We start from the raw sequence: 23,379 nt of genomic DNA on the forward strand, positions 1-23,379 counted from the left end.
AGACATGGCTTTCACCTGCACCATCCCTGCCGTCGCCACGGTGCAGCAGGATGACGAAGCGATCCGGATCACGCGCTGGGACTTCGAGCCCGGCGCCGTCACCGGCTGGCACAGCCATGGCTGGCCCTATTTCGTGATCATGCTGGTCGACGGCACGCTGCGCATCCATGACGGGCAGCACGCGACCGACGTGCCGCTCGTCCAGGGCCAGTCCTATATGCGCCAGGCCGGCATCCAGCACGACGTCATGAACGGCTCGCCCCACCCGATCGCCTTCATCGAGATCGAGGTCAAACAGCCGTCAGCCCTCAAGCAGCTCGCTGCCGCATGAAGGTCGCGATCGTCGGAGCGGGCATTGTCGGCGTGGCCACCGCCCATGCCTTGCTGGACGAAGGCCACGAGGTCCTGATCCTCGACAGGGAGGGGCCGGCCTTCGGCCCCTCGCGCGGCAATGCCGGCATCATCGCCCATACCGACATCCTGCCGATCGCCAGCCCGGGCATGCTGCGCAAGGTGCCGGGCTTCCTGCTCGATCCGCTCGGGCCACTGGCGATCCGCCTCGGCTATCTCCCGCAATTGCTGCCCTGGCTGGCGCGCTTCCTGCTCGCGGCGCGCCCGGCCGCCTATGAGCGCTCGATCACCGGCCTCGTCGCCCTGCAGCAGCTCGCGCTGCCGGCCTGGCTGGCGCGCGCCGAGAAGGCCGGGCTCGGCGGGCACATCCACCGCCGCGGCGCGCTCTACGCCTATCGCGATGCGCGCGACACCGCCGATCTCGAAGCCCTCGCCCGGCGCCAGCGCGCCGCCTGCATCGCGGTCGACATGCTGGCGCCGCAGGAGCTGCGCCAGATGGAGCCGGCCCTGAAGGACCGCTTCGCCGGCGCCTCCTTCCACCCCGACGCCGCCCATATCAGCGACCCGCTTAGCCTGACCCTGGCGCTCTACGAGGCCGCGCTCGCCCGCGGCTCAACCTTCGAGAAGGCCGAGATCAGCAACATCTCCCAGGGCGAGCGCCCTGCTTTGATCGGACCCGAAGGCTGGCAGCGCGTGGTCGATCGCGTCGTCATCGCCGCCGGTGCCTGGTCGAAGCCGCTGGCCGCCGCGATGGGCGACAGCATCCCGCTCGAGACCGAGCGCGGCTATAATGTCAGCTTTCCCGGCGTCACCGGGCTGACCAGCCGGCCGATCGGCTTCAAGGATGACGGCTTCGTCATGACCCCACTCGAAAGCGGCCTGCGCATCGGTGGCGCCGTCGAGTTCGGCGGCCTGCAAGCCGCCCCGAACCATGCCCGCACCAGGGCGCTCTACGACAAGGCCGCAACGCTGGTCGACGGGCTGCCCGCCTTCGACAGCGGCCAGCTCTGGATGGGCTTTCGGCCCTCGCTGCCGGATTCGCTGCCGGTCATCGGAAGGGCGAGCCGCAACCGAAACGTGCTCTACGCCTTCGGTCACGGCCATTACGGCATGACCCAGTCGACCGCGACCGCAGGCCTGATCGCCGATCTCATCGCCGACCGGGAGCCGGCGATCGATCTTGACCATTTCAGCCCGCAGCGCTTCTGAACGACAATGGCGAGCGGCGGCCCGATCATCCTCATCAATGGCTGGCCGGGCCGCGGCAAGCTCTGCATGGCGCGCAAGCCGGCCGGGTTTCGGTTCCGGCGCGCACCGGTTGAATCAACGGATCAAGCGACTGAATCGATACGCGAACCGCAGGTCGCAAGACCATGAGCCGACTCGCCTTTCCCAGCCTCGCCGCGATCATTCTGGCCGCGATCATCCTGGCCGGCTGCGCCAGCCTGCCTCCCCAGACCTGCCGCCCCGGCCAGGAGGCGATGCTCACCGCCGAGCTGCTCTTCGGCCGCAAGGTCGGCGACCGTCTCGGCGTCAGCAAAACCGCCTTCAGCCGCTTCGTCGATGAGGAGGTGACGCCGCGCTTTCCGGACGGGCTGACCGTCCTCGACGCCAGCGGACAGTACCGCGACACCGCCAGCGGCGCCCTGATCCGCGAGCCGAGCAAGCTCCTGCTCATCGCGCTGAAGGACGAACCGGAAGGCCGCGCCCGGCTCGCCGCCGTCGCCCAGGCCTACAAGACCCGCTTCCACCAGCAATCGGTCGGCACCATCCTGCGCCCGGCCTGTATTTCGTTCTGAGGATCAGCCATGGCGACCCACACCTTCTTCTGCGTCGACGGCCATACCTGCGGCAATCCGGTGCGGCTCGTCGCCGGCGGCGGCCCGCGGCTCGAAGGTGCCAACATGGTCGAGAAGCGGGCGCATTTCCTGGCCGAGTTCGACTGGATCCGCACCGGGCTGATGTTCGAGCCCCGCGGCCATGACATGATGTCCGGCGCGATCCTCTACCCGCCGACGCGCCCCGACGCCGACATCGCCTTCCTGTTCATCGAGACCTCCGGCTGCCTGCCGATGTGCGGCCATGGCACGATCGGCACCGTCACCATGGCGCTCGAGCGCGGGCTGGTGACGCCGAAGACACCGGGCGTCCTGAAGATCGACACGCCCGCCGGGCTGGTCACCGCGACCTATGTCCAGAACGGCCCCTATGTCGACAGCGTCCGCATCACCAATATCGCCTCCTATCTGCACGCGACCGGGCTGAGCGCCGAGGTCGACGGCCTCGGCGAGGTCACGGTCGACGTCGCCTATGGCGGCAATTTCTACGCGATCGTCGACCCGCAGGCGGCGATCCGCGACATCGCCGAGGTCAATCCGTCCGACCTCTTGCGCTGGAGCCCGAAGCTGCGCGCCGCGCTCAACGCAAAATACCAGTTCGTCCATCCGGAGAACCCGGCGATCAACGGCCTCAGCCACATCCTCTGGACGGGTGCGCCGACCAAGCCGGATGCCCATGCCCGCAATGCCGTGTTCTACGGCGACAAGGCGCTCGACCGCTCGCCCTGCGGCACCGGGACCTCCTCGCGCATGGCGCAATGGGCGGCGAAGGGACGGCTCAAGGTCGGCGACGACTTCGTGCATGAGAGCATCATCGGCACGCTGTTCCGCGGCCGGGTCGAGGCGGCCGCCAAGGTCGGCCCGCATGATGCGATCATTCCCTCGATCGAAGGCTGGGCGAGGATGACCGGCTACAACACCATCTTCATCGACGATCGCGACCCGCTCGCCCATGGTTTCCAGCTCGCGGACAAGAATTAAGGATTTCGTAACGCTTCGGATCTCCGCCTGGCGCCACCTTGCCGTGTAGTTTGAGCGAAACGGAACAATTGATCTGTGGCGTAATTTCGATTTTACATTGTAGCGTGACCTCAAGGCGCCAAACGCCGAAAGGGGGGAACGTATTATGCAGGCTTCGATCCTGACGGATCTGCTTTTGCCGCTTTCTATCGGCATCATCATGTTCGGCCTTGGACTGAGCCTGACCCTCGACGATTTCCGTCGTGTCGCGCGCTATCCGCTGGCCGTCGGCTCGGGCCTGGCGCTGCAGGTGGTCCTGCTTCCGCTCGGCGCGCTCGCGATCGCCATTGCGCTCAGGCTCTCGCCCGATCATGCGGTCGGGCTGATGCTGCTCGCTGCCGCACCGGGCGGCGCCACCGCCAACATCTACAGCCATCTCGCGCGCGGCGATGTCGCCCTCAACATCACCCTGACCGCGGTCAACAGCCTGCTTTGTCTGGTGACGCTGCCGATCGTGCTCGACCTCTCGCTCGGCTTTTTCCTGGGAACGGAACAATATGTCCCGCCGCCGCATCGCAAGGTCATCGAGGTCGGCGCCATCATCCTGATCCCGGTGGCGCTCGGCATGCTGGTGCGCGCCCGGGCCGAGCGTTTCGCCCTGCGGGCCGAGAAGCCGATCAAGCTGTTCGCGATCCTGGTGCTGGCGGCACTGATCGCCATCGCGATCTACATGGAGCGCAAGGCTCTGCTGCCGAGCCTCGTCGCGGTCGGCAGCGCCTGCCTCGCCTTCAACCTGCTCAGCATGTTCTCGGGCTATCTTGCGCCGCTCGCCTTGCGCCTGCCGCGCAGCCAGGCCGTGGCGATCTCGATGGAGATCGGCATCCACAATGCGGCCCTGGCGATCTATATCGCGCTCAACGTGCTGAAGAACCCCGCCGCCGCCGTCGTGCCGGGCATCTACAGCCTGGTCATGTATGTCACCGCGACGCTCTTCGTGCTGTTCCTGCTGCGCAGGCAGCGCGCGGTAGCGGTCGGCTGAGGCTGAACGGCGAACACGGAGCCCTCATCCTTCGAGACGCGGACCTGCGGCCCGCTCCTCAAGATGAGATCTCCGGAGAATCCGGGAGAACTACCCGAACCGTGCCGGCGCGAAGGGCGTCGGGTCGACGAAGACCTTCTGGCCCGTCACCATCTCGGCGATCATCCGGCCGGTGACGGCGGCGAGCGTCAACCCGTGATGGGCGTGGCCGAAGGAGAACCAGAGATTCCGGTGCTTCGGCGCCGGCCCGATGATCGGCATCATGTCCGGCGTGCAGGGTCGGCAGCCCATCCAGGGCTCGGGATCGAGCCGCTCGCCGAGCGGGAACAGCGTCTTGGCGATCGGTTCGGCCCGGGCGAGCTGCACCGGCGTCTTCGGCGCATCGCGGTTGGCGAATTCGGCGCCGGTGGTCAGCCGGACCCCCTGGCGCATCGGCGCCAGGAAATAGCCGCGCTCGGTATCGAGCACCGGATGGTTGAGCACTGCGTTACCGAGCGGCTTGTAATGCATGTGATAGCCGCGCTTCACCGCGAGCGGCAGGCGATAGCCCAGCCGGTTGGTCAGCACGTCGGCCCAGGGCCCGAGCGCCACCACCGCGTCGCGCGCCTCGGCCTTGCCGCCATCGGCCAGCGTCACGCTCCAGAGCTCGCCATTCTGGCTTAGCGTGCCGGCATCGCCCTGCGCGACCCGGCCACCGAGCGTCTCGAACAGCGCGACATAGGCCTTGGAGAGACCGAGCGGATCGATCACCGTCACCGGGTCGGTCCATTGCAGGCCGCCGATCAGGCTCTGGTCGAGATGCGGCTCCTCGGCGCGCAGCGCGGCCGCATCGAGAGCGCGATGGTTCAGACCGTAATCGCGCTTCCAGCGCGCCGCCTCGGCCAGCCGCGTCTCCTGCTCGCGCACCGTGCGGAAGACCTTCATCCAGCCCTTGCGGCGTAGGAGATCGGTCGCGCCGGCTTCCTGCGCCAGCGCATCGTGCTCGCTGACGCAATGCTCGATCAGGGTCGCGTATTTGTGGGCGATGGCCTCGTGCTGCGACGCCCGCGAATGCATCCAGTAGGACCACAGGAAGGGCGCGAGCTTGGGCATCGCGTTCCAGTGGTAATGCGCGTCGATGGTGTTGTTCATCGCATAGCGGATCAGCGCCCCGAAATCATGCGGGAAGCCATAAGGGTAGACGCCCTCGCGCTGGATCAGGCCGGCATTGCCGTAGCTGGTCTCGCCGCCGGGCTGGCCGCGATCGACCAGCAGCACCGAACGGCCTGCCTTCTGCAGATGCAGCGCGACCGCAATCCCGACGATTCCTGCCCCGAGAACGATAGTATCCGTGCGCATCGCGCCAACTCCGCCAGCCCTTCCCAGCCGCCCACAATAGCGCCCGAACCGGCGCTGTCAGCCGGCGTGCGCAATTTTGCGCAGATTGCCACGAACTTTCGCAAATTTTGCGCCATCCTGGAGAAAGAGCTTATTTTTTCCGAGAACTACCGACAAAGCCTGCAATTTTCTGCCTCGCGCAAGGCAGCGATGCGCGCCCACGAGATGACGCAGGCGCGCGGATCGGCCAGTGTGCCCCACCTTCCTGCTGTCCCGGCTATCGATGCTCTCCGTTTTTGCTTCCGCCCTCGCCCTTCTCGGCCGCTACGGCACACAGGGCTTTGCCCTCTCGATCCTGCTCGGCCTGGCCCTGCCGCAATTTTCCGCCGCGGCGCGTCCGCTGCTGCCGATCACGATCTTCTGCTTCACCACGGTCGTCTTCATGCGGGCCGATTTCGCCGTGATCGCCGGGCTGGTGCGCCGGCCGGCGAAGCTTGTCGCAACCTGTCTCTGGCTGATGGCAGCGCCCGCCTTGCTGATCGGCGCCGCCCTGCTTCTGATCGGGCGTGAGGCGCTCGACCCCGGCCTGCTGCTCGGCATCGCCCTGCTCGGCTCCGCGCCGCCGATCATGTCCTCGCCCGCGGTCGCCATCCTCTATGGCTTCGAGCCCTCGCTGATCATCGCCGGCGTCATCGTCACGACCATCGTCAGCCCGCTGGTCGCGCCGTTCCTGGTCGACTGGCTGGCCGGTGCCGCCGTGCCGCTCGACCGACTGGCATTGACCTTCCGGCTCGTCCTGTTCATCGGCGGCGGCATCGTGGTCGCCGCAGCGATCAGGCGCTGGCTCGGCGCCGCGCGCATCCGCGAGCTGAAGCCCAATCTCGATGGCTTCGGCGTGCTGATGTATTTCATCTTCGCCATCGCCGCGATGGATGGCGTGACCGACGCCGCCCTTGCCCGGCCGGGTCAGGTCGCTCTCTTCGCCGCAGTCGCCTTCCTGGTTTCGGCGGTCGGCCTCGCCAGTGCCTGTCTGCTGCTCTGGCGCTTCCCCGTCTCGGAACGCTTCATGATCGGCTACGGTACCGGACAGCGCAATATGGGGCTGCTGGTCGCTGCGCTCGGCGCCGGCGTGCCGCCGACGACCTATCTCTTCTTCGCCGTCGCCCAGTTTCCGATCTATCTGCTGCCCTGGCTCCTGCGCGGTATCGCGGCTCGGATCAGGCGGCGGGAGGCGCCTGCTGACTCGCCCTGACTGGAAGTAATGGGACGCTCGCTCCAAGAAAACCTGGAGCGACGACCATGATCACCCTCTATTCAGGGCCGCTGAGTCTGTTTTCGCGCAAGGTCGAGATCGCATTGCGCGAGAAGGCCTTGCCGTTCGAGCGGATCATGGTGCCGTTCAACCAGACCACCGGCTACGACCCCAAGCATCCCGAAGTCGTCGCCATCAACCCCAAGCAGCAGGTCCCGGTGCTGAACGACGACGGGATCGTGCTCTACGATTCGACGGTGATCCTCGAATACCTCGAAGACGCTTACCCCGAGCCGCCACTCTTTCCGCTTTGTCCCGGCGCCCGGGCCCGCTGCCGGCTCGACGAGCTCTATGCCGACGAGATCATGCTGCAGGCGTTGAAGCCGCTGATGCACCGCACCAGCCCACCGAACACAGACCAGATCCGGCGACTTGCGCAGGAGGCCGACGCGCTGATCGCCGAACAGGCGCTGGAAAAGCACTATGCCGGACTCGAGGACCGGCTCGCCGGCCGTGAATTCTTCGGCGACGCCGTTTCTGTCGCCGACATCGCCCTGTTCATGGGCGTGCTGTTCTCGCTTCGCCTGGGCGGCCCCTCGCTCGCCCCTTTCGACGGCCTGTCGCGCTGGTTCGAGCGGCTGAAGCTGCGGCCGGCTTTCGCGCAGGCCACGGTCGAGATCGCCGAAGCCGACCGGCGCCTGTCGTTTCCGCTGAAGCGGGCGTGAATTCAGTCGGTATTGGGCGCTCTCTATTTCCGTGCATGGCCGCGATCATCCCAGGCGGAGCGAAGCGCAGACCCGGGACTCATGCCTGGACCTCTTTCGGAAAAGCTCCGAAATGGATCCCGGATCGGCGCCGCTGACGCAACTTGTCCGGGATGACACCGGAATGGTTTCGCGATCGAACGAAACAGGCTAAACGCCGCGCATGAAAAACACGATCCGCATCGCACCCTCCATCCTTTCCGCCGACTTCGCCAAGCTCGGCGAGGAAGTCCGCGCCATCGATGAAGCCGGCGCCGACTGGATCCATTGTGACGTGATGGACGGGCATTTCGTGCCCAACATCACCTTCGGGCCCGATGTGCTGAAGGCGATCCGACCGCATACGAAGAAGTTCTTCGACGTCCATTTGATGATCGCCCCGGTCGATCCTTACGTCGAGGCCTTCGCCAAGGCCGGCGCCGACCTGATCTCCTTCCATGTCGAGGCCGGGCCGCATCCGCACCGCACGATCCAGGCGATCAAGGCGCAGGGCAAGCAGGCCGGCCTCGTGCTCAATCCCGGTACGCCCGCAAGCGCCGTCGAGCCCCTGCTCGACGACCTCGATCTCATCCTCTTGATGACGGTGAATCCCGGCTTCGGCGGCCAGAGCTTCATCCATTCGGTGGTCGACAAGATCGCGCGGGTCCGCGCCCTGATCGGCGAACGGCCGATCGCGCTCGAGATCGACGGCGGCGCGACACCCGAGACGGCACCGCTCGCGGCGAAGGCCGGCGCCAATGTGCTGGTCGCCGGCTCGGCCGTGTTCAAGGGCGGCCCCTCGGCCTATGCCGGCAACATCGCCGCGATCCGCAAGGCGGCCGAAGCGGCGCGCGGCGACTGGGTCTGAGGCGCAACCGAAGGCCATTAGACCCTCATTCCGGGGCGCAGCGTCAGCGGCGAGCCCGGAATCCATAATCGCGACCGGGCTCGGTAGTCCGCGGCACCGACACAGTCAGTTTCAGCCCGTGTTCATGGGTTCCGGGACCGGGCCTGCGGCCCGCCCCGGAATGACGGCACAGCGATCGATCGAACCTCGAACGTTCAAAGTTCGATCTGCGCGAAGCCGCCATAGATCAGGCGCTTGCCGTCGAAAGGCATCGGATTGGCGCCGGGCTGCATGCGCGGATCGGCCATGATCTTCTCCCAGCCGGCATCGCGCGCCGCCTTGCTCGGCCATTCCACCCAGGAGAAGACGACGACCTCGTCCTCCTTCGCCTCGACGGCCCGGAAGAAATCGGTCTGCTTGCCGCGCGGGACATCGTCGCCCCAGTACTCGGCGACCTTCGTCGCGCCATATTCCCTGAACAGCGGCGCAGCCTTGCGGGCATGTTCGGCATAGGCCTCGCGATTGGCGGCCGGCACGGCCGCGACGAAACCATCGACATAGGACATCGCGTTTTCCTCCTTTGGGTCTGCCGGCACTCTCGGGAGAAAGAGCACCGCCCCCAGCCGGCGCGGACGCTAGGCAAGGCGATGGTCCGAAGCTGTCAGCAGCGGCCCCGGCATTTCCGTCCACGGCCCGCACGTGCTAGCGAGCGCGCAAGGAAACCTCTGTCCAGTTGCGAGCCCGCCGATGATCCCCCGCTATTCCCGCCCCGAAATGGTCGCGATCTGGGAGCCGCAGGCGCGCTTCCGCATCTGGTTCGAGATCGAGGCCCACGCCACCGATAAACTCGCCGAGCTCGGCGTCGTTCCCAGGGAGGCCGCGGCGACGATCTGGGCCAAGGCCAGGGACGCGGTCTTCGATGTCGCCCGCATCGACGAGATCGAGCGCGTCACCAAGCATGACGTCATCGCCTTCCTGACCCATCTCGCCGAGATCGTCGGCCCCGAGGCGCGCTTCGTCCACCAGGGCATGACCTCCTCGGACGTGCTCGACACCACGCTCGCCGTGCAGCTCGCCCGCGCCGCCGACATCCTGATCGCCGATGTCGACGCGCTGCTCGCCGCCATCAAGCGCCGCGCCTTCGAGCACAAGCTGACCCCGACCATCGGCCGCTCGCACGGCATCCACGCCGAGCCGGTGACCTTCGGCCTGAAGCTCGCCCAGGCCTATGCCGAGTTCGACCGCTGCCGCGCCCGCCTCGTCGCCGCGAAGGCCGAGATCGCGACCTGCGCCATCTCCGGCGCCGTCGGCACCTTCGCCAATATCGACCCGCGGGTCGAGGAGCATGTCGCGGCCAAGATGGGGCTGACCGTCGAGCCGGTCTCGACCCAGGTGATTCCGCGCGACCGCCACGCCATGTTCTTCGCCACGCTCGGCGTCGTCGCCTCCTGCGTCGAGCGCCTCGCAACCGAGATCCGCCATCTCCAGCGCACCGAGGTCTACGAGGCCGAGGAGTATTTCTCGCCGGGCCAGAAGGGCTCCTCGGCGATGCCGCACAAGCGCAACCCGGTGCTGACCGAGAACCTGACCGGCCTCGCCCGGCTGGTGCGCGGCATGGTCACCCCGGCGCTGGAGAACGTCGCTCTCTGGCATGAGCGCGACATCTCGCACTCCTCGGTCGAGCGCATGATCGGCCCCGACGCCACGGTGACGCTCGATTTCGCGCTCGCCCGCCTGACCGGCGTCGTCGACAAGCTGCTGATCTATCCGCAGAACATGAGGAAGAACCTCGACCAGCTCGGCGGCCTGCACAATTCGCAGCGCGTCCTGCTCGCTCTGACCCAGGCCGGCGCCAGCCGCGAGGAGAGCTACAGCCTGGTCCAGCGCAATGCGATGCGCACCTGGGAGCATGGCGAGGACTTCCTCACCAATCTCAAGGCCGACAAGGACGTCACCGCGCGGCTCTCAGCAGCTGATCTCGAGGCGATGTTCGACGAGGGCTATCACTTCAAGCACGTCGACACGATCTTCCGGCGCGTGTTCGGCAAGGCTTGATGGCTGCGTCTATGGACATCGGCGTCTTCATGGCTATCTAGCGGCCATGAAGACCTCCGACGCCGACATCCTCATCATCCCCGGCTGGTCCGGCTCCGGGCCGGACCATTGGCAGAGCCGCTGGGTCGCCAAGCTCTCCAGCGCCCGCCTCGTCGAGCAGGAGGACTGGTACAAGCCGGCCCGCGACGCCTGGGCGAACCGCATCGTCGCGGCGGTGCGCGCCGCGACCAAGCCCGTCGTCCTCGTCGCCCATTCCTGCGGGGTCAGCACCGTCGCGCATGCGGCCGAGCACCTGAAGCCGGGAGAGGTCGCCGGCGCTTTCCTGGTCGCTCCGGCCGCCGAGCGGGCCAAGCGCTCCATCCCGGGCATGGGCGCCGACTTCATCGAGCACCGGCGCGAGCCCCTGCCCTTCCGCTCGGTGCTGATCGCCAGCACCAATGACAGCTACTGCACGCCCGAGGAAGCGAAGGCGCTGGCCGAAGCCTGGGGCTCCGAATTCGTCGATGCCGGCGAGAGCGGGCATCTCAACGCGGAATCCGGCCACGGCCCCTGGCCGGACGGGCTGCTGCGCTTCGCCGGCTTCATGCGCAGCCTCAGCGTCCTGCGGCACTGACGGACGCCAGCACGATCCCGCCCCGAGCCATTCCGGGTCGGGCTCGTGCCCTGCACACGGCCCCTCGCATCGCGCTTCGGCCGCGTGCCGCGGATCACGTCAGTTCGCAGCGAAGCAGTAGAGCAGTCCGGCTCCACCAGTGCTCCTCAGAGCATCCTGGCTGCAGCCGCGCGACAGATGCGACATGTTCCAGGATTTCGCGGCCGCCGAATCGTCCAGTCCCGAGCGGTCATGGTGGCCGAGCATCACGACGCCCTCGGTTCCGCTCCTGGTGTAGTTGCCGCAGGTCCGGTCCTCGCCCGGGCCGAAGGCCGTGCCGTCGGCTTGCGAGCCCGTCAGGATGTCGTGCTGATTGGGCGTGTCGCCGCGGCCATTGACGATCTCGCCCTTCTCAGTGAGCGCGGTCTGCTTGGTGAGGTTCGCCGCGGCGCCATGCAGCTCGGCGAGGCTGCTCGCGATCACCGCCCCCTTGGCGTTGCGCCAGGGTCCGGCGCCGATCCGGTCGCGCGCATTCACCGCCGCCGCCCCGTCCGCCGCCTGCGTCGAGAGATAGGCCCGCCAGGCCTTGCCGCCGGCGCCGACCACCTGGGCGAGACGCTGGCAGATCGCATCGGCGCCGGCGAGCCCACCGAGATCGGCTCCCTTGCCGGAGCCGGCGCTCGTCACGAAGAAGCTCATCTCGGCAGTCTGGGCCTGGCCGGCGCTCGCCGTCAGCACCAGCAGACCAGCGGCGGCGGCAAGTTCAGTCCATCCGACACGCATCGCTCGACCCTCCCGTCCTGTTCCGCGTTCCGGGACGCGTCGCACCGGTTGGCCTGTCCAAATTCGGAGACGGGCAAGGCGACCGACCCGCTGCCAGTTTAGCATGGCCTTGGCCTCGGTGCGGAATCGCCCCCGGCTCGGCAAGCTCGCACCGTTTCCCGACGGGCGGCACGAAGCCGGCGCGATAGGTCACCTGTTGCGAAGAGGTCCGATACCCGTCAACGAAAACCCGCCCCGGATCGCTCCGGAGCGGGCTCGTTTCAGGCCTGAGAAAGTTCAGCCGCCGAGATCAGTTCTCGACATAGGTGATCTTGCCGTCGGCGCCCTTCTTCCAGGTGTAGATCGTGTAGTCCGGGCGGGTGATGTCGCCCTTCTTGTCGAAGCCGAGCTTGCCGATCACCGTGTCGACCGGCGCGCCGCCCTGCAGGGCCGCAGCGATCTTCTTCGGATCGGTCGAGTTCGCGCGCTTGGCGCCTTCGGCCATGATCTGCACCGCCGCATAGCTGTACAGGGTGTAGGCTTCCGGCTTGAACTTGCGGGCCTCGAACTTCTTCAGGACGGCGGCCGCCTCCGGACGCTTCTGCGGATCCGGCGGGAAGGTCATCAGCGTGCCCTCGACGCCCGGCCCGCCGATCGTGGCGAACTCGTCGGTGGTGATGCCGTCGCCCGAGATCAGCACGGTCTTGAGGCCCTGGTCGCGCATCTGGCGCACGATCAGGCCGCCTTCGGTGTGCAGGCCGCCCCAGTAGAGATAGTCCGCGCCCGTCGACTTCAGCTTCGAGATCAGCGCCGAGAAGTCCTTCTCGCCGGCGTTGACGCCTTCATAGAGCACGTCCTTGACGCCCGCCTTGGTCAGGCCCTTGCGGGTCTCGTCGGCGAGGCCCTGGCCATAGGTCGTCTTGTCGTGGACGATCGCGATCTTCTTGCCCTTCAGGGTCTTGGCGATGTACTCGGCCGCGACGCCGCCCTGCTGGTCGTCACGTCCGCAGGTGCGGAAGACGTTCCACAGACCGCGCTCGGTGATCTTCGGGTTGGTCGCCGACGGGCTGATCATCAGGATGCCGTTCTCGGCATAGACTTCCGATGCCGGCATGGTGACGCCGGAATTGAAGTGGCCGAGCACCCATTTCACGCCGTCGCCGACGAACTTGTTGGCGACCGAGACGCCCTGCTTCGGATCCGAGACGTCGTCGCCGAGCGAGATCGTGATCTTCTGGCCGAGCACGCCGCCGGCCGCGTTGATGTCCTCCACCGCCTGCTCGGCGCCGTTCTTGAGCTGCGCCCCGAAGGCCGCGTTCGGGCCGGTCAGCGGGCCGCCGACGCCGAGCTTGATCTGTGCATTGGCCACGCCGGAAAAGGCGAGGACCGCGCCAAGGGCGATTCCGCCCAAGAGCAGCTTCTTCATGTCTCGTGACTCCCCTGTCTTTCATTGAACGGGTCGGCCAGGAGCCGGCCCGTCTCGGCGCGTGGTGCCACCGTGGAGCGCAGTCTTGCGCTTTTTCAGGATGCTGTCACGCGGCAAGGACGTGAACTTTCGTGGTGTTTTTCGCCCCTTTCAGGCGCTTTCCCGAGCCTTCCAGGTGAAGGGGCCGGTGCGCTCGTAGAGCCAGCGATACTGGGTCGTCATCTGCCGCGTACGGTTGTACCGCCAGCCCGCCAGGCCGAAGGCGAACAGCACCAGCGTGTCGACCAGGTAGTAGTGGAGGGTCAGCAAGGTCGCCTCGAACAGGGCGAAATGGATGAAGCGGATGACCAGGCCGAGCACCAGCGTATAGGCGACGAGCTGCAGGAAGGGCCGCCAGGTGATCGCCACCGCCCGGCCCGTCATCCAGGCGGCCCAGCCGCCGATCACCACCGTGACGAGAAGGAACAGCCAGATCGTCGGCTCTTCGTAGAGGATGCCCTGCATCACCGTGCTCCCATCCGGCCTGCGCCGCTCCGAACCGACGCCTTCAATGCCGCCCGCCTTCGAGATAGGCGGCACGCACCTGCGGATTGGCGAGGAGTTCCTTGCCCGAACCGCTCATGGTGATGAGGCCGTTGACCATGACATAGCCGCGATGGGCGAGCTTCAGCGCATGGAAGGCGTTCTGCTCGACCAGGAAGACGGTCAGCCCCTGGCTGCGGTTGAGCTCGGCGATCGCCTCGAAGATCTGCTTGACGATCAGCGGCGCGAGGCCGAGCGAAGGCTCGTCGAGCAGGAGCAGCTTCGGCCGCGCCATCAGCGCGCGCGCGATCGCCACCATCTGCTGCTCGCCGCCGGACAGGGTGCCCCCGCGCTGCTGCAGCCGCTCCTTCACCCGCGGAAAGAGCGTGCACATCTTCTCGAGGTCTTCGTCGAAATACTGCAGCCCCGCGACGGCCGCGCCCATCTGCAGGTTCTCCAGCACGGTCATGCGCGGGAAGATCCGGCGCCCTTCCGGTGACTGGGCGATGCCGATGCGGGCGATCTCGTGGCTCGGCATCCGCGTGATGTCGCGTCCGTCATAGGTGACGGTGCCTTCACGGGCCTGCGGATTGCCGAAGATCGTCATCATCAGCGTCGACTTGCCGGCACCGTTGGCACCGATCATCGTGACGATCTCGCCCTGGTTGACGTCGATATCGACCCCTTTCAGCGCGATGATCTTGCCGTAGAAGGTCTTGACGCCGCGAACGCGCAGCAGCGGCTGTGCCTCGCTCATAGGCCGACCTCCGCTTCCACGGCCGCGACCTCTTCGTCGTCGACGCCGAGATAGGCGGCGATGACCTTCGGGTCCGCCTGAATCTCCTTCGGCGTCCCGTCGGCGATCTTGGTGCCGTAGTCGAGCACCACGACATGGTCCGAAATTTCCATCACCACCGACATGTCGTGTTCGATCAGCAGCAGCGCCGTGCCGAGATCCTTGCGGATCGACAGGAGCAGGGTGTTGAGTTCGAGGCTCTCGCGCGGGTTGAGGCCGGCGGCCGGCTCGTCGAGGCAAAGCAGCACCGGGTCGGTGCACATCGCGCGGGCGATCTCGAGCCGGCGCTGATCGCCATAGGGCAGATCACCGGCCGGGTCGTCGGCCCGGTGGATCAGGTTGATCTTCTCGAGCCAGAACTTGGCCTTCTCGATCGCCTGCTTTTCCCGCACCTTGTAGCTGCGGGCGCCGAGCACCCCGAGAAAGGTGAACCCCGAGGCGATCATCAGCGGGTTGTGCTGCGCGACCAGGAGGTTCTCCAGCACCGTCATGCCGCTGAACAGGCGGATGTTCTGGAAGGTGCGGCCGATCTTCGCTTCCCAGGCGATGCGGAAATCCGGCATCCGCTCGAGCAGATGGACGGAGGCCCGGTTGATCGAGGAGACGCCGCGCTGGGTCGTGTCGGCGATCAGCTGGTCGGTGTCCGGCAGCGGATGGATCAGCGCCATCCGCCCCTCGGTCGGCTTGTAGAAGCCGGTGATGCAGTTGAACACCGTGGTCTTGCCCGCGCCATTGGGCCCGATCAGCGCGGTGATCTCGCCGGTGCGTGCCTCGAAGGAGAGATCGTTCACGGCGGTGAGGCCGCCGAAGCGCATCGTCAGATGCTCGACCTTGAGCAGGGTGATCGCATCGCTCATCAGCCGTGCCCTTCCTGGACCATGTCGGCCGAGATCGCCTTCTTCTCCTTGAGGAAGGCCGAAGGCTCGCGGGTCGAGATCAGCCCGCGCGGCTTCCAGATCATGATCACCACCATGGCGAAGCCGAAGATCAGCATCCGGTACTTGGTCGGGTCGAAATCATTGCCGAAGACCTGCTTCAGGAAGTCGAGTTCGCGCAAAAGCTCGGTGCCGCCGATCATCGCGATCGCCGCGATGGCGCAGCCCCAGAGCGAGCCCATGCCGCCGAGCACGACGATGGCGAGGATGATCGCCGATTCCATGAAGACGAAGGATTCGGGTGAGATGAAGCCCTGCCGCGCCGCGAAGAACGAGCCGGCGAAGCCGCCGAACATCGCTCCGAGCGAGAACGCCGTCAGCTTGGTGTTGGTGGTGTTGATGCCGAGCGAGCGGCAGGCGATCTCGTCCTCGCGCAGCGCCTCCCAGGCGCGCCCGACCGGCAGGCGCCGGAGCCTCAGGCTGACGAAGGCGGTGAGCAGCGCCAGGGAGAGAATGACGTAATAGAGGAAGATCGTCCGGTAGAGCGGTGTGAACTCCAGCCCGAACACAGCGGCGAAGCCGTTATCCGCGGCGGTGAACGGGATGCCGAAGAAGGTCGGCCGCGGAATGCCGGAGATGCCGGCATAGCCGTTCGAGAAATCCGTCCAGTTGACCAGCACGAGGCGAATGATCTCGCCAAAGGCGAGCGTCACGATGGCGAGATAGTCGCCGCGCAGGCGCAGGACGGGGAAGCCGAGCAGCATGCCCCAGAAGGCGGCAAGGATCCCCGAGAGCGGCAGCAGGATCCAGAAGGACAGGCCGAAATTCTTGGCCAGCAGCGCGTAGGAATAGGCGCCGACCGCGTAGAAGGCGACATAGCCGAGATCGAGCAGGCCGGCGAGACCGACGACGATGTTCAGCCCCCAGCCGAGCATCACATAGATCAGGATCTGGACGCCGAAATTGTCGATCCATTTCAGCGCTCCGCCCCAGCCGGCGAGCGTGATCGCGATGATCGGGAAGACGATCAGGAAGCCGAGGCCGAACAGCGAGAACAGGCCGGAATGGCGCTGGAAGAAGCCGATCGTGCCATGCGGCAGGAGCCGGACCGCCGGCTTGTTCGGATCGCGCGTCTGCTTGCGCAGCGCCATCAGGAAGCGCCCGACGAAGACGATCGCCACCGCCCAGGCGACCGTGTCCCAGCGCGGATCGAGGACGAGCTGGTTCTCGATGTTCTGGCGCGTGCCCCAGGAGATGATCGGGATGCACAGGCCGAGGGTGATCAGGCCGGCGAAGGCTGCTTCCTTCAGGGCCGCCATCATGTCGGCCTGGCGCTTAGCCGGCGTCGTTGCGTCGATGGCCATCGCGTCAGACCTTCTCGACTTCGGGCCGGCCAAGGATGCCGGAAGGCATGAACACGAGCACCACCGCCAGGATGCAGAAGGCCGCGACATCCTTGTAGTCGATGGTGAAATAGGCCGACCACATCACCTCGATCAGGCCGATCAGCAGCCCGCCGAGCACGGCACCGGGCAGCGAGCCGATGCCGCCGAGCACCGCCGCGGTGAAGGCCTTCACGCCGGGCACGAAGCCGTCATGGAAGGAGACCACGCCGTAGAGCACGAGGTACATCACGCCAGCGACGGCTGCGAGCGCGGCGCCCATCACGAAGGTGATCGAGATCGTGCGGTCGACGTCGATGCCGAGCAGGGACGCCATCTTGCGGTCCTGCTCGCAGGCCCGCTGGGCCCGGCCGAGCGAGGTCTTCTGCACGATGAACCAGAAGGCGGCCAGCAGCACGACCGTCGAGACGATGATGATGATCTGCTTGTAGGAGATCGAGACCGGGTAGGTCGCGCTGTCGATCAGCAGGATCGACTTGTTCAGCATCGGCGGCGTCGGCTTGTTGCGCGGCCCCTGCACGACCTGGACGAAGTTCATCAGGAAGATCGACATGCCGATCGCCGAGATCAGCGGCGCGAGGCGGAACGAACCGCGCAGCGGCCGGTAGGCGACCCGCTCGATCGTCCAGTTCCACAGCGAGGTGAAGAACATCGCCAGGATCAGCACGAAGAACAGCGACAGCACGATCAGCCCGGCTCCGAGCCAGGCCGAGATCAGCATGAAGAAGATCAGCGCAATGAAGGCCGAGAGCATGAAGACGTCGCCATGGGCGAAATTCACCATGCCGATGATGCCGAAGACCATCGTGTAGCCGATGGCGATGAGGCCGTAGATCGACCCCAGGGTCAGCCCATTGATGAGCTGCTGGACGAAGACTTCCATTGACGACGCCTGTCCCCTCGAATCAGCCCGTTCTTGTGAGTCGACATGACGTCGACGCATGCGGGATGCGATTGCGACGCAGAGCTAGCAACGGTCTGCGCCGCCGACAATCCACCCGCGCCACATTTCTGTCAAAAGCAATCTGCGCCTCTTTGCATATGCAATTGACGGACAAAATTGCCGCCCTGCAAGCTTCTTTCGCAAGATAATTGCGCACCCTTCACGGAAAAATACGACCATGGTTGGGGCATACGAAACGCTCGAAACCGCATAGCGCGCGAAAACCTCGCGAAACCGATGGCGGCCAGACGGTTTTCGCACTCGCGCAGCAGGTCGGCTCCTGCCACCATCGGGCCTCGCGATTCCTGCCTTCGAAGGTAAGCCATGGCCCTCGCCTCGCCCCCCATCACCGACGCCGCGCAGGCGCGGGCGCTCACGCTCCTGGAGCATGTCGCCCTGATCGACGGGCATAACGACATGCCCTATGTCCTGCGGCTTGACGCCGCGGCCAAGGGCGATGTCGCCGCCTATGATCTCGGTCGGGTCCACCCCGAAACAGATACCGACATTCCCCGGATGCGCGCCGGCCGGCTCGCCGGCCAGTTCTTCGCGGCCTATGTCCCGCCGAACCAGAAGAACCCGGCCGGCTTCGCCCTGGCGCAGATCGCGCTGATGCGCGCGGTCACCGCCCGCCATGCCGACGTCTTCCGCGCCGGCCTGGCGGCCGATGACGTCGCTGCCGCCAAGGCCGAGGGCAAGATCGCCCTGTTCATGACGATCGAGAACGGCTCGGCGCTCGACGGCGAGCTCGACGCGCTCGACGCCTATTACGGGCTCGGCGTCCGCCTGATGACGCTCTGCCACAACGGCACGCATGACTGGTGCGATTCGGCGACCGACGCGCCGCGCCATAACGGGCTTTCGGCCTTCGGCAAGGCGGTGATCGGCCGGATGAACCGGCTCGGCATGGTCGTCGACCTCGCCCATGTCGCGCCGAAGGCGATGCATGACGTGCTCGACGTCACCAGCGCGCCGGTGGTCTGGTCGCACTCCAACGCCTTCTCGCTCTGCGACCACCCGCGCAACGTGCCCGACGACGTGCTCGACCGCGTCGCCGGCAATGGCGGCGTGGTGATGGCGACCTTCGTGCCGGACTTCATCAGCCAGGCCTCGCGCGACTGGCACCGGCCGGCCAAGGACCAGTACGGCAAGACGCCGGACGGGCTCGACTACAAGGCGGCGGAGGCCGAGATCGTCAGGAAGTCCGGTCCGCGCCCCAAGGCGACGCTCGCCGAATATTGCGACCATCTCGACTATCTCGCGCAGCGCATCGGCCATGACCATGTCGGCATCGGCTCGGACTTCTTCGGCGGCGCCGTGCCCGAAGGGCTCGAGGATGTCTCGACCTTCCCGAACGTGATCGCCGAACTGCTGCGTCGCGGCTGGTCGGAAGCGAACCTCGCCAAGCTCGCCTCCGACAACACGCTGCGGGTGATGCGGGCGGTGGAGCAGGCTGCCGGCTGAGTCGCCGGACAGCGACGGGCGCGCAGAAAACAGGGGAAACGCCGGTGATTTCCGGCTCCCCGATGCCCTCTGACCGGTTGACGGCGCGCGGGCGGCAGGCGCAAAGCTGCGCCCGCTTCAGGAAACTCCGCGCATGACCGGCTCCGGTACCGACCGCACCCGCCCTCCCGTCACGGGGCAGGCTCCCATCGTCATCCTGGTCGAGCCCCAGCTCGCCGAGAACATCGGCATGTGCGCCCGCGCCATGGCCAATTTCGGCCTCTCCGAGATGCGGCTCGTCGCGCCGCGCGACGGCTGGCCGACCGGCGGCGGGCTGAAAAAGGGCGCGACCTCGGCCGCCTCGGGCGCGACCCATATCCTCGACAATGCCAGGCTCTATCCGGACACCGCCTCGGCCATCGCCGACCTCAACCATGTGCTGGCGACGACGGCGCGCGAGCGCGGCCAGATGAAGCGGGTCTTCACCCCGGCCGAGGCGATGCCCGGCCTCGGCGAGCGGATCGGCGGCGGCGAGCGGGTCGGCATCCTGTTCGGGCGCGAGCGCATCGGCCTGACCAATGAGGAGATCAGCTTCGCCGACGCGATCCTGACCTTCCCGGTCAACCCCGCCTTCGCCTCGCTCAACCTCGCCCAGGCGGTGCTGCTCTGTGGCTATGAATGGCTCAAGACATCGGGCGGCGAGCCGAGCTTCCGCGAGAACACCCCCTCCCCGCCGGCGACGCGGGCGACGGTGCTCTCGATGTTCGACTATGTCGAGGCCGAGCTCGACCAGTGCGGCTTCTTCCCGCCGGGCAAGAAGGCGATCATGAGCGCCAATCTGCGCGACATTCTGCACCGCCTCGCAATGACCGAGCAGGAAGCCCGCACGCTGCGCGGCGTCTTCAAGTCCCTGACGGAAGGCCCGCGCCGGCGACGCCCTGAGGAGCCTGCGGCGTAGATCGCCGCGCGCTACGACGGATCCTGGGGCAAACCCGGGCTGGTGCCCGGTTCCGAGAGCATGCCGCACAGGCTAAGCTCGCTCCCGGCATGGCGGCTTTTGCTGCCCCAGCTCCAGGAGAACCGCATGACGCTTCGGCTGCACACCATCATCGCCAGCACCCGCCCCGGCCGCGTCGGCCCGGCGGTCGCCAACTGGTTTCACGGGGTCGCGCAGGCCCACCCCGGCTTCGATGCCCATCTCGTCGACCTCGCCGACTTCGCGCTGCCGGTCTATGACGAGCCGAAGCACCCCGTCATGCGCGACTACATCCACGAGCACACCAGGCGCTGGAGCGCTAGCGTCGAGGCCGCGGACGCCTATGTCTTCGTCACGCCGGAATATAATTTCGGCCCAACGCCAGCCCTCGTGAATGCGCTGAACTATGTCTATGGCGAGTGGACCTACAAGCCCTGCGCCTTCGTCAGCTATGGCGGCGTTTCCGGCGGGCTGCGCGCCGTCCAGCTGACCAAGCAGATCGTCACCACCCTGAAGATGATGCCGATCATGGAAGCCGTCACGGTTCCGATGGTCGGCCAGTCGATCAAGGACGGGGTCTTCGCCGCCAACGACCTGCACCGCAAGAGCGCCGCCGACCTGCTCACAGAGCTCGGCAAATGGGCTGGCGCGCTGAAGCCGCTGCGCGGCTAGATCACCGCGCGTCCGTTCGGACGCGATCACGGTGATCTATCTCAGTGTTATCGCATCGGAGTTTTCCGAAAAGCGGAGTCCACTTTTCGGTCCGATGGATAGGACAGGTTCGCAAACGCCGAGAGGCCGGCGTCAAGGACGCCGGCCTCTTTCTGTTCAAGGCGCGCCGGCGCTCAGAACTGGTATTTCAGCGTCGCCTTCACGGTACGGCCGGGCTCGCTGTAATAGTCGCGCGCCTGGGCGAGCACGCCGGTCGGCACATTGACCGCGTCCCAGTACTTGCGGTCGAAGATGTTGTAGACGCCGACCTGCAATTCGAGATCGGCGATCTGCGGCATCGGCCGCCACCAGGCCGAGGCGTTGAAGATCGCGTAGCCCGGCGCCTGGAAGCCCTGCGAGGTACCGGTCGTAGCCGCGACATCCTTGCGCGCCCCGGCCAATTTGGCCGACACCTCCGCCCCCCAGTTATCCGTGCCATAGGCGACCGCGACGATGCCCTGCACCGGCGGGATCGAGTTGAGATGCGTATTGTTGTCCTTGTTCTTGCCCTGGACATAGGAGAACGAGCCGCGCACCAGCCAGTTCGGCGCGAAGGCATATTGCATATTGGCCTCGAAGCCGGAGATCTGGGCCCGCGCGACGTTCTGATAGGCGGTGATGCCGCCCTGCGGGTAGAGCCCGCCGGGTGCGGCGATCTGCGTCTGCTCGATGAAATTGCGATAATCGGTGTGGAAATAGGTCAGCGTGCCGCCGAGGGCCTTGTCGCCGAAGCGGACGCCGACATCGATGCCGTTGCTGGTCTCCGGCCGCAGGTCGGGATTGCCGGTGCGAAGATAGGTACCGACGGCGCCGAAGGTCGCGTAGAGCTCGCTGGCGGTCGGAGCGCGGAAGCCCTTCGACCACTGCGCGAACAGCGTCACATCCTTCACATAGGGCGCATTCTTGAGGATGTCGTATTCGAGGCGGATGCGCGGCGACCAGGCGTCGTCGCTCGAACTGGCCGGCATTCTGCCGCTATAGGCTGCGCTGCCGATATAGCTCGCCGTCGCCTTCGGAGCCTCCTCATACCAGTCGAAGCGGACGCCGGGCGTCAGGCGCAGCGTGTCGTTGAGGAAACCGAACTGGTGATGCGCATAGAAGGCAACCAGCTTGCCCTCGACGCGAGGCGTGTCGGACTGGTTGCTGTGCAGGTTGTTGCAGGCGGCGAAGGCGCCCGTATAGGGCCTGCGGCAGCTGTCCAGGCCGGCCGAATACTGATCGAGCGTCGATGACCTCAGCTCCGTACCGAGCAGGAGCCGATGCGACACCGGGCCGGTGATGAAGCTCTTGATCAGGTGCCCGTTGAAGCCGAAGGCCTTTTCCTCGACCTCGTTGTTGCGGGCATAGGGCCCGATCACGCTGGTGAAGCGGTAGGCATTGAGGATCGAGTTCCGCGTCACGCCCTGCCAGTAGAGATTGGCATGGGCCTCGTCGATGAGGCCGCCCGGCAGCTTGTAGTCATAGGTCAGCGAGACGCGCTTGCGCTCGACATCCTCCTGGGTCGCGTGTCGACCCGGGCGATAATTGCCGGTGAGCGAGACGGCACTGGTGCGCGTCTGGATCTCGTCGGAGCGCTTGAAGATCTCGCCGGTCAGCCCGAAACGGTGCACCTCGTTCACATACTGATGCAGCTTGGCGAGGAAGCTGTACTGGTTGAAGTCGACCGGGTTCGGCTCGGTGCGGGTCGCGCCGATGCTCGGATTGTTCCCGCGGTTTTCCGTTTCGTGCCCGCGGCGCAGCCCGCCCTGGATCATCAGCCAGGTATCCTTGAACCGGCCAGCGACGGCGCCGCTGCCGAACCAGGCCTTGTCGGTCGTGTCAAAGCCCGTCTTGGCGAGCCCCCCGAAGGTCTTGCCGGGCCGGATGAGGTCCTCGGGATCGAGCGTTCGCACCGCGAGCGCGCCGCCGAGCGCGCCCGAGCCGAGCGTGCTGGCACCGCTTCCGCCGCGCAGCAGATCAAGCGTCGACAGCGAATCGAAGTCGAAGGCCGTACCGATGCTGCGGTCGATGCGGTTGTCCTGGATGAAGGGCTGACGGATGCCATCGACCGTCGTCAGCACGCGGGCGCCGTCGAGGCCGCGAATGTTCACCGAACCATTGTTGCGGTTGAAGGTGATGCCGGCCTCCAGCCGCTGCGACAACTCCTGGATGCTCTGGACCTGCGCCCGGTCGAGCTCCGCACGTGTCGTCGTCGTCGTCGTCGGGCCAGCGACCAACGGGGCCGCCGTCGCCGCCTCGCCCTGCACGACGATCGCGTCGAGCGTCACGGCCGGCTCGCCGACGCTGCGTTCCGCCTGCCGCTGTTGCTGCGCTGCCGCCGGCGCCGCCATCGCCAGCACCAAAGCCCCAAGCGCCACGCCATGTCGCAGCCCACCGGAGTAATCGCCCATAGCCCCAATCCCGTCCTAGCCGAAGACTTCCGAAGTGAAGTCACTTGATAGTTTGCAATCGTTTTAAACTAAGGACCCTGCCTTAATTTCAGCATCAGCGAATAGGAAAATCAATTTTGACTGTCAAATGATTCTCTT

Annotated in this window: 22 protein-coding genes and 1 pseudogene; 13 read left to right on the top strand and 10 right to left on the bottom strand. The window is 66.4% G+C overall.

Features of this window, described 5'->3' with window-relative positions; genetic code table 11:
• The first annotated feature begins 4 nt into the window (after positions 1-4).
• The 5 genes from J0J10_RS16365 (at position 5) to J0J10_RS16385 (ending at position 4,188) form a co-directional block, all read left to right on the top strand.
• Complete coding sequence (locus J0J10_RS16365) at positions 5-331, top strand: cupin domain-containing protein (protein WP_291647463.1); 327 nt, start codon at positions 5-7, stop codon at positions 329-331.
• Complete coding sequence (locus J0J10_RS16370) at positions 328-1,560, top strand: FAD-binding oxidoreductase (RefSeq protein WP_291647464.1); 1,233 nt, start codon at positions 328-330, stop codon at positions 1,558-1,560. Before J0J10_RS16365 ends, J0J10_RS16370 begins: the two co-directional genes overlap by 4 nt.
• A 164-nt stretch (positions 1,561-1,724) precedes the next feature.
• Positions 1,725-2,150, top strand: a complete 426-nt coding sequence (locus J0J10_RS16375; RefSeq protein WP_291647465.1) for a DUF3574 domain-containing protein — start codon at positions 1,725-1,727, stop codon at positions 2,148-2,150.
• Positions 2,151-2,159: 9 nt separating this feature from the next.
• Positions 2,160-3,170 (top strand): 4-hydroxyproline epimerase, encoded by a 1,011-nt coding sequence (locus J0J10_RS16380; protein ID WP_291647466.1) that lies wholly within the window; start codon positions 2,160-2,162, stop codon positions 3,168-3,170.
• A gap of 145 nt (positions 3,171-3,315) precedes the next feature.
• Positions 3,316-4,188 carry a bile acid:sodium symporter family protein gene (locus tag J0J10_RS16385; RefSeq protein WP_291647467.1) on the top strand — a complete coding sequence of 291 codons (873 nt, stop codon included), beginning with the start codon at positions 3,316-3,318 and terminating at the stop codon, positions 4,186-4,188.
• A 90-nt stretch (positions 4,189-4,278) separates the two neighbouring features.
• On the opposite strand, the gene J0J10_RS16390 is transcribed toward J0J10_RS16385, so the two are convergent.
• A complete protein-coding gene (locus J0J10_RS16390) occupies positions 4,279-5,526 on the bottom strand; it encodes an NAD(P)/FAD-dependent oxidoreductase (RefSeq protein WP_291647468.1) in 1,248 nt (415 codons plus the stop codon).
• Positions 5,527-5,788: 262 nt separating this feature from the next.
• Between J0J10_RS16390 and J0J10_RS16395 the strand changes: the two genes are divergently transcribed.
• From J0J10_RS16395 to rpe, 3 genes are all read left to right on the top strand, one after another.
• Entirely contained in the window at positions 5,789-6,757 is a 969-nt protein-coding gene (locus J0J10_RS16395) for a Na+-dependent transporter (RefSeq protein WP_291638758.1), read from the top strand.
• 47 nt (positions 6,758-6,804) lie between these two features.
• Positions 6,805-7,482 carry a glutathione S-transferase family protein gene (locus J0J10_RS16400; protein ID WP_291647469.1) on the top strand — a complete coding sequence of 226 codons (678 nt, stop codon included), beginning with the start codon at positions 6,805-6,807 and terminating at the stop codon, positions 7,480-7,482.
• A gap of 202 nt (positions 7,483-7,684) precedes the next feature.
• Entirely contained in the window at positions 7,685-8,368 is a 684-nt protein-coding gene (rpe, locus tag J0J10_RS16405) for a ribulose-phosphate 3-epimerase (RefSeq protein WP_291647470.1), read from the top strand.
• A 194-nt stretch (positions 8,369-8,562) separates the two neighbouring features.
• Here rpe and J0J10_RS16410 read toward each other — a convergent pair whose 3' ends face one another.
• Positions 8,563-8,913 carry a DUF1428 domain-containing protein gene (locus tag J0J10_RS16410; RefSeq protein WP_291638761.1) on the bottom strand — a complete coding sequence of 117 codons (351 nt, stop codon included), beginning with the start codon at positions 8,911-8,913 and terminating at the stop codon, positions 8,563-8,565.
• A 181-nt stretch (positions 8,914-9,094) separates the two neighbouring features.
• On the opposite strand from J0J10_RS16410, the gene purB reads away from it, so the two are divergent.
• A complete protein-coding gene (purB, locus tag J0J10_RS16415; RefSeq protein ID WP_291647471.1) occupies positions 9,095-10,402 on the top strand; it encodes an adenylosuccinate lyase in 1,308 nt (435 codons plus the stop codon).
• A 46-nt stretch (positions 10,403-10,448) separates the two neighbouring features.
• Complete coding sequence (locus J0J10_RS16420) at positions 10,449-11,015, top strand: RBBP9/YdeN family alpha/beta hydrolase (protein WP_291647473.1); 567 nt, start codon at positions 10,449-10,451, stop codon at positions 11,013-11,015.
• Between the two features lie 99 nt (positions 11,016-11,114).
• Here J0J10_RS16420 and J0J10_RS16425 read toward each other — a convergent pair whose 3' ends face one another.
• From J0J10_RS16425 to J0J10_RS16455, 7 genes and pseudogenes are all read right to left on the bottom strand, one after another.
• Complete coding sequence (locus J0J10_RS16425) at positions 11,115-11,777, bottom strand: hypothetical protein (RefSeq protein ID WP_291647475.1); 663 nt, start codon at positions 11,775-11,777, stop codon at positions 11,115-11,117.
• A 289-nt stretch (positions 11,778-12,066) separates the two neighbouring features.
• Positions 12,067-13,182: a branched-chain amino acid ABC transporter substrate-binding protein gene (locus tag J0J10_RS16430; RefSeq protein ID WP_291647477.1), complete on the bottom strand. Its 1,116-nt coding sequence runs from the start codon at positions 13,180-13,182 to the stop codon at positions 12,067-12,069.
• A gap of 150 nt (positions 13,183-13,332) precedes the next feature.
• On the bottom strand, positions 13,333-13,686 hold the full coding sequence (locus J0J10_RS16435; RefSeq protein WP_291638766.1) for a DUF6867 family protein: 354 nt from the start codon (positions 13,684-13,686) through the stop codon (positions 13,333-13,335).
• A 43-nt stretch (positions 13,687-13,729) separates the two neighbouring features.
• Positions 13,730-14,461, bottom strand: coding sequence for an ABC transporter ATP-binding protein (locus tag J0J10_RS16440; protein ID WP_291638767.1), 732 nt, complete (start codon positions 14,459-14,461; stop codon positions 13,730-13,732).
• A 23-nt stretch (positions 14,462-14,484) separates the two neighbouring features.
• Positions 14,485-15,357, bottom strand: a pseudogene (locus J0J10_RS16445) (ABC transporter ATP-binding protein); the annotation flags it as partial.
• Positions 15,357-16,739: a high-affinity branched-chain amino acid ABC transporter permease LivM gene (gene livM, locus J0J10_RS16450; RefSeq protein ID WP_291647479.1), complete on the bottom strand. Its 1,383-nt coding sequence runs from the start codon at positions 16,737-16,739 to the stop codon at positions 15,357-15,359. The pseudogene J0J10_RS16445 and the gene livM, both read right to left, overlap by 1 nt.
• A gap of 4 nt (positions 16,740-16,743) precedes the next feature.
• Positions 16,744-17,661 (bottom strand): branched-chain amino acid ABC transporter permease, encoded by a 918-nt coding sequence (locus J0J10_RS16455; protein ID WP_291638770.1) that lies wholly within the window; start codon positions 17,659-17,661, stop codon positions 16,744-16,746.
• A gap of 384 nt (positions 17,662-18,045) precedes the next feature.
• Here J0J10_RS16455 and J0J10_RS16460 point away from each other — a divergent pair, with 384 nt between their 5' ends.
• The 3 genes from J0J10_RS16460 to J0J10_RS16470 all read left to right on the top strand — a co-directional run bounded on the left by J0J10_RS16460 (position 18,046) and on the right by J0J10_RS16470 (position 20,812).
• A complete protein-coding gene (locus J0J10_RS16460; RefSeq protein WP_291647481.1) occupies positions 18,046-19,185 on the top strand; it encodes a dipeptidase in 1,140 nt (379 codons plus the stop codon).
• Positions 19,186-19,318: 133 nt separating this feature from the next.
• Positions 19,319-20,122 (top strand): RNA methyltransferase, encoded by an 804-nt coding sequence (locus tag J0J10_RS16465; RefSeq protein ID WP_291647483.1) that lies wholly within the window; start codon positions 19,319-19,321, stop codon positions 20,120-20,122.
• A 126-nt stretch (positions 20,123-20,248) separates the two neighbouring features.
• On the top strand, positions 20,249-20,812 hold the full coding sequence (locus tag J0J10_RS16470) for an NADPH-dependent FMN reductase (RefSeq protein WP_291638773.1): 564 nt from the start codon (positions 20,249-20,251) through the stop codon (positions 20,810-20,812).
• A 173-nt stretch (positions 20,813-20,985) separates the two neighbouring features.
• Here the strand turns inward: J0J10_RS16470 and J0J10_RS16475 are convergent, their stop codons facing one another.
• Complete coding sequence (locus tag J0J10_RS16475; RefSeq protein ID WP_291647485.1) at positions 20,986-23,241, bottom strand: TonB-dependent hemoglobin/transferrin/lactoferrin family receptor; 2,256 nt, start codon at positions 23,239-23,241, stop codon at positions 20,986-20,988.
• Positions 23,242-23,379: the final 138 nt, after the last annotated feature.

The organism is Allobosea sp. (assembly GCF_017308075.1).
Taxonomy (GTDB): domain Bacteria; phylum Pseudomonadota; class Alphaproteobacteria; order Rhizobiales; family Beijerinckiaceae; genus Allobosea.